Source organism: uncultured Campylobacter sp., assembly GCF_938045595.1.
Classification (GTDB): domain Bacteria; phylum Campylobacterota; class Campylobacteria; order Campylobacterales; family Campylobacteraceae; genus Campylobacter_B.
Map to the genome: position 1 here is coordinate 1 of NZ_CALIBB010000013.1, position 5,463 is coordinate 5,463.

At 49.9% G+C, this 5,463-nt stretch carries 5 protein-coding genes; 2 read left to right on the plus strand and 3 right to left on the minus strand.

Features of this window, described 5'->3' with window-relative positions; all coding sequences use genetic code 11:
- Positions 1-811 precede the first annotated feature (811 nt).
- Positions 812-1,702, minus strand: a complete 891-nt coding sequence (gene menA / locus Q0340_RS00390) for a 1,4-dihydroxy-2-naphthoate octaprenyltransferase (protein ID WP_298081697.1) — start codon at positions 1,700-1,702, stop codon at positions 812-814.
- A 172-nt stretch (positions 1,703-1,874) separates the two neighbouring features.
- On the opposite strand from menA, the gene Q0340_RS00395 reads away from it, so the two are divergent.
- Positions 1,875-2,705 carry a pyridoxamine kinase gene (locus Q0340_RS00395; protein ID WP_298081698.1) on the plus strand — a complete coding sequence of 277 codons (831 nt, stop codon included), beginning with the start codon at positions 1,875-1,877 and terminating at the stop codon, positions 2,703-2,705.
- A gap of 13 nt (positions 2,706-2,718) precedes the next feature.
- The gene (locus Q0340_RS00400) at positions 2,719-2,841 is read left to right on the plus strand and encodes a hypothetical protein (RefSeq protein WP_298081699.1); all 123 of its coding nucleotides are present in this window, start codon (positions 2,719-2,721) and stop codon (positions 2,839-2,841) included.
- A 792-nt stretch (positions 2,842-3,633) separates the two neighbouring features.
- Here Q0340_RS00400 and Q0340_RS00405 read toward each other — a convergent pair.
- Positions 3,634-4,335: a hypothetical protein gene (locus tag Q0340_RS00405; protein WP_298081700.1), complete on the minus strand. Its 702-nt coding sequence runs from the start codon at positions 4,333-4,335 to the stop codon at positions 3,634-3,636.
- A gap of 2 nt (positions 4,336-4,337) precedes the next feature.
- Positions 4,338-5,463: molybdopterin dinucleotide binding domain-containing protein (locus Q0340_RS00410; protein WP_298081701.1), on the minus strand; the 1,126-nt coding region annotated here is incomplete at its 5' end.

The following is a 5,463-nucleotide window of genomic DNA, read 5'->3' on the forward strand; positions in this document are numbered from 1 at the left end:
GAAAAAAGGAACTCAAAAAGCTCGCGGCATAGCGGCAGCGAGATGCATTTGAAAAGATCTTGTCTATGAATGGGCGGAGTTTGAGGGGCTATTTGAGTTCTTAGGCGAGGGCTTGGCGCATCGCGACTGCGACGGCACGCATAGGCTCATACTGGATTTTGCGAGCTCGCCGCGTGCCGAATGAGGCGGCGGTTTTGGACTTTTGCTAGCAAAACGGCGGATATTGCGACCGCGAAGTTCTAAACAACGTGCAAGATTGCTTCGAATTTTAAGGGGCTATGTGCAGAAAGACATGGTTTTGCAAGCATCGTTTCAAAAAGGCGGTGCGTAAAATTTAGTAAAATTTTAGCGGCGCGAGGGCTCAAAAGTAGGGCTAAAGCAACGTTTGCGGTGCGAACTGCCGCCGTGCAATAAGCACAAAGCCCACCGCGCCAAACACGCGGGCCTTTTGTAGAATTAATGCTCTAGTTTTTAAAATTTTGACGCAAAAGGCGAGTAGCCTGCTGTCAAAATGGCAATTAAAGCGTAGTGTGACGGGGCTTGTATGGACTTAAGAGCGGTATTGCTCGCTTAATTTAACGATACAAGACGGCGCGGAGACCTGGAGTTTGCCCCCTTAAATTTTATTGCGGTAGCCATCAGGCGGACAGAGATATGTTATGGACGTTTTCATTGAGCGAGCTTGCCGCAGATGCTTTGCTGTGCGACAAGTAGGTTGATTGCAAGATTAGGAGAACTCGCACAAAGCGCTTTTGCGCGAGAGGACTTTGCTGCGGTGCCAACGTAAATTTTATCTGCGCGGCGTTTAAATTTAGCTCAGAATTTCCCCGATGAAAAACAGCGCCGACATCGCAAACGTGCATAGCGCGACGACCTTTAGCTGCCCGTCGAAGTCGCGACACTCTCGCACCCGCGAAACGAAAAATAGGTGCCTAATAAGCGGCGCAAAGCTAACTACGTAGAGTAGTTTTACGCCAGGCTCGCCGCGCAAAAACGAATAGCAAAGCATCAGACCCGCTCCGCCCGCGATCAGCGCGTAGTGGTAGCGCTTGGCTGCGCTCAGTCCGATACGAACGGGGATCGTGCGCTTGCCCTTGAGCGCGTCGTTCTGGATGTCGCGCATGTTGTTTAGATTTAGCACGGCGGTGCTTAGCATCCCGCACGCGCACGCAGGCAGCAGCAGCGCCGTATCTAGTGAGCGCGCATATAAAAAGTACGAGCCCAGCACGCTCAAAAGTCCAAAAAACAAAAACACGAAAACGTCGCCAAGCCCTTTATAGCCGTATGCGCCGGCGCCCACGGTGTAGCGGATCGCCGCGTATATCGACGCGCCGCCCAGCGCCAAAAATATAGCCACGAGATAAAACCGCTCGCCAAATGCCAAAACGCTTAGCGCGAGGCTCGAAAATGCCGAAAGTAGCGCCGTAGCGACGATGACGCGTTTCATCTCGGCTGCGCTCATCTGTCCCGTTTGGATCGCGCGACGCGGCCCTAATCTGCCATCGTCGTCGGTGCCTTTTACCGCGTCGCCGTAGTCGCTTAGCACCTGAAACAGCAGCGTGGTAAGCAGCGCTAGCGCGAAAATGTCCACTTTAAATACGCCTGCGCCGTATGCCGCCCCGCTGCCGAGCAACACGCCAGAGACGCTAAGCGGCAGCGATCTAAGGCGAGCGGATGCGTAAAGAGCCTTTGCGGTTATCATTTTTTGCCTTTTTAAATTTATACGCCGAATTTGCGGCGGAACTAGCTTAGAATTTAGCGGAAAAACGCCAAAAATATTATAAATTTAGACTATTCGTAGAGTAAATTTTATTTAAATTCGCCTTTTTAATATAAATAGCGGTAAAATAGAGCCAAAAATTTTAGGAATTGTGATGAAAAAAGTTCTTACCGTTCAAGATATATCCTGCGTGGGCAAGGTTTCGCTGACCGTCGCCTTGCCGATACTAAGCGCGATGGGGATGAGCACGAGCGTGATCCCTACGGCGGTTTTATCGATGCATACGGGTTTTTCGGGCTATACTTTTTGCGATCTAAGCTCGCAGATACGCGCGATCATGGCGCACTGGAAAGACCGCGGAGTGGTGTTTGACGGCATCTATACGGGCTTTTTGGGCTCAGAGGCGCAGATCGAGATCATGAGCGAGCTATTTGCGAGCTTCGGCGGCGCAGACAAGACCATTTTGGTCGATCCTTGTATGGGCGATAACGGCGTGTTTTATCCGGGCTTTAACGAGGATTTTGCCCGCATGATGGCGCTTCTGTGCGCTCAAGCCGACATCATCACGCCTAATATCACCGAGGCCTGCGCGATCACCGGCGTGCCGTACCGAGAGGGGGCGGATAGGGATTTTATCATGGATCTGCTTGCAAAGCTTCGAGAGCTGGGCGCTAGACAGGTTATTTTAAAGGGCATCGGCTACATCGCCGATCAGTGCGGGGTTTTCAGCTACGATGCGCGCACGGGCAGGACGAACGAGTATTTTCACGAGCTGCTGCCGGTTAAATTTAACGGCACAGGCGATATTTTCGCAGCCGTAGCCTTCGGCGCGATAATGCGCGGCAAGTCGCTGGAAACGGCGGTTCGTATCGCTGCGGACTTCGTCGTAAGTACGATCAAGGAGACGATGAGCGACGAGGAGCGTAAGGACTACGAAGGGGTCGATTTTGAGGCAATAATCCCCGAGCTGGTGAGGAAAATCTAAGTTCTAGACGGATTTGGAACTCGCCGCGCGGACAGAGGATTTGTGGCAGAGCTTTAAAATTTTACCGCAAAAGGAAATTCCTAAATTTTATCTGCTGCGTGAAATTTTAAAATTTCAAAATTTATGTGTCGTGTGAGGCATGGAATTTTATAGGCGATGTGGAATTTTAGAATTCATGCATTGCGCGGGCTTATAATTCTATCTCTTGCATAAAATTTTAAAATTTGCACCGTCGTAAAGATGCGAAATTTATCACTAGCACGGAATTTTAAACGCAAGGCTACAGCGAATTTATCCGCTTGTGAGCTTGAGCTGCATTTTGAAATTTTGCACAAAATCTGCTTAAAATTTTATTCCCACAAGCCGTGTGCCATGCGCTTATAAAATAATCTCAAAATTTATGAGTAAAATTTAGATTAAAATCCATATCGATGTCACGCAGTTATGGTTTTTGGTATAGAATTTATACGATGGATTTATGGCACGAATTTTATTTGAAATTTCGCTTTAAAAATCTAAAATTTGCGCGGTGAAATTCTATCTACAGCGGAAAGCTGCCGCGTAAAATTTTGCGGCTGCTGCGTTTTGTGATATAGGCAAAATACGCACCGAGCGTGAAATTTTACAGTAGATCTTGTGGAGAGATTCCGTTATTTTATCGCGTAGCGGTAGAATTTTACTGCGCGAAATCAAGTAGAACTCCGTGCATAATTCCGTAGGCGAAATTTACGCCGTGGCGAATGAGCTTACTCGCGCAAAAGGGCGCTAGCGCAAAATTCCATAGCCTAAATTCCGCGGGCAGAGCTTTACTTTGTAAATTTTAAAGCTAAATTCTGCCTCGAGCATTAAAATTCTAAGTTTACTTAGCGGGCGAGATTTAGGCGAGTAAATTCCGCCCGCTGCGTAAAAATAGCAAGCGCTTTAAATTTCATTCCACGGGTGCCTTGCTTTGCAAAAATCGCACGAGCGTCTCGTATTCGTCGGGCTGCAGCCCCGAGTTTTGTATCATCGTCTCGACCACGCTAGGCCAAACATTGACGTTAAATTCGTCGTATCCGTGCAGCGCGTGACAGCTGCCGCAGCGCTCTTTGAATAGATTTTCTCCCGCGTCGTAAATTTTAGCCGCATCGTCCGTCACGGCGAGCTTCGCGACGTAGCCGTCGATAGTGACGTTCGCCCATTCGTTATCGTAGTCGTCCTTCACGGTCTTTAGCGTCTTTAGGCTCTTTGCGTTTTGCGCTTGCAAATCCTGCTCCAAAATCCCAAGCCTTGCGTAGCTTACGTTGCTTCCCTCGGGCACGAAGCCCGCGTATCGCACCTGCACGTAGTCCTTGCCGTCCTTTAGCACTTGCAGCTTCGCGCCTACATGCAGCTTGGCGATCTCCTTGCCGCCCGCTTTGTTTAGAAGCGGGGTTTGAGCCGCGACGAAAAGATCCGCCGCGCCCAAATGGCAAGCCGCCGCAAGCAAAAACGCCGCTAGCGCTTTGGATAAAATTTTACCTCGCTCGGGTGCGCAAATTTTACCCGTATCGCATGAAATTTTCTCCGCGCTAAATGATGAAATTTCACTCGCGCCCGGCGGTGAAATTTGACCTCGCTCACTCGCGTAAATTTTAAAATTTTGTCTCATCGCTAGCTCCTTTTGCCGAATTTCGGCTGCGAAAATACCGCAAGCGGCGGAAGTTCGCCATCAAATTTCTCGATCTGCACCAGCGCGGTGGCTTGGTTGCCGCACGCAAGCTTCGAGCTGGGCTCGTTGGGCACCAGCACGTTTGCGTTGCCATGCACGCACAGATCGCCGCTTGCGCTAAAGAGCGGATCCCACCAGCCGCCCTCTTGCATCCTCACGACGCTTTGCTTTACGTTTTCGGTGACGATGAGCCCTGCAAGCGCGGCGCCGCGATCGTTGAAAACCCTAACTACGTCACCGTTTTTAAGTCCTCTTGCTTCGGCATCTTTTGGGTGCATCCACACGGGCTCGCGACCGTCGATTTCTTCTAAGCTTCGTAGCCAAGTGTTGTTTAGCTGCCCGTGCAGGCGGTATTTCGGATGCGGGGTTATTAAATTTAGCGGATACTTTTGCGTCTTTTGCGCGTTCCCTAGCCACTCCATCGGCTCCATCCATGTGGGATGCGTAGGGCAGTCGTCCAGCGCCGCTTTGGCGATCTTTTTTGAGACGACCTCGATCTTTCCAGACGGCGTTCCGAGGCGGTTTATGATAGGATTTTTTCTAAATTCCTCCATCGCTACGTATTCGTAGGCGTGCTTTGGAATTTCAAATTTCACGAAGCCCTTTTTCCAAAACTCCTCAAATTCCGGCATCTTTATCTTCGATGCGTCCGCTTTTTTCTTCGAAGCGTCGTAAAATTGCTTGATCCACTCCATCTCGCTCTTGCCCTCGCTAAACGCCATATATTCCTTCTCGCCGAACTGCTTTAGAATTTCGCAGTAAATTTTATAGTCGTTTTGCGCCTGCTCGTAAGGCTCGGCGATCTTATGCATAGCGATGATAAATTTATTCGTATGCGACTTGGTTATGTCGTCGCGCTCCTGCTCGGTAGTGGCGGGCAGAACGATATCGGCCATGCGCGCGCTAGCCGTCCAGAAGCACTCTTGGACTATGAAGGTATCGAGCTTTTCAAACGTGCGCGCGAGCAAATTCGTATCGGGGTGGTGCAGATACGGGTTGCCGCCCGCCCAGTAGGCAAGCCTGATATCGGGATAGGTTATCTTTTTGCAGTTAAAATCTATCTCCTTG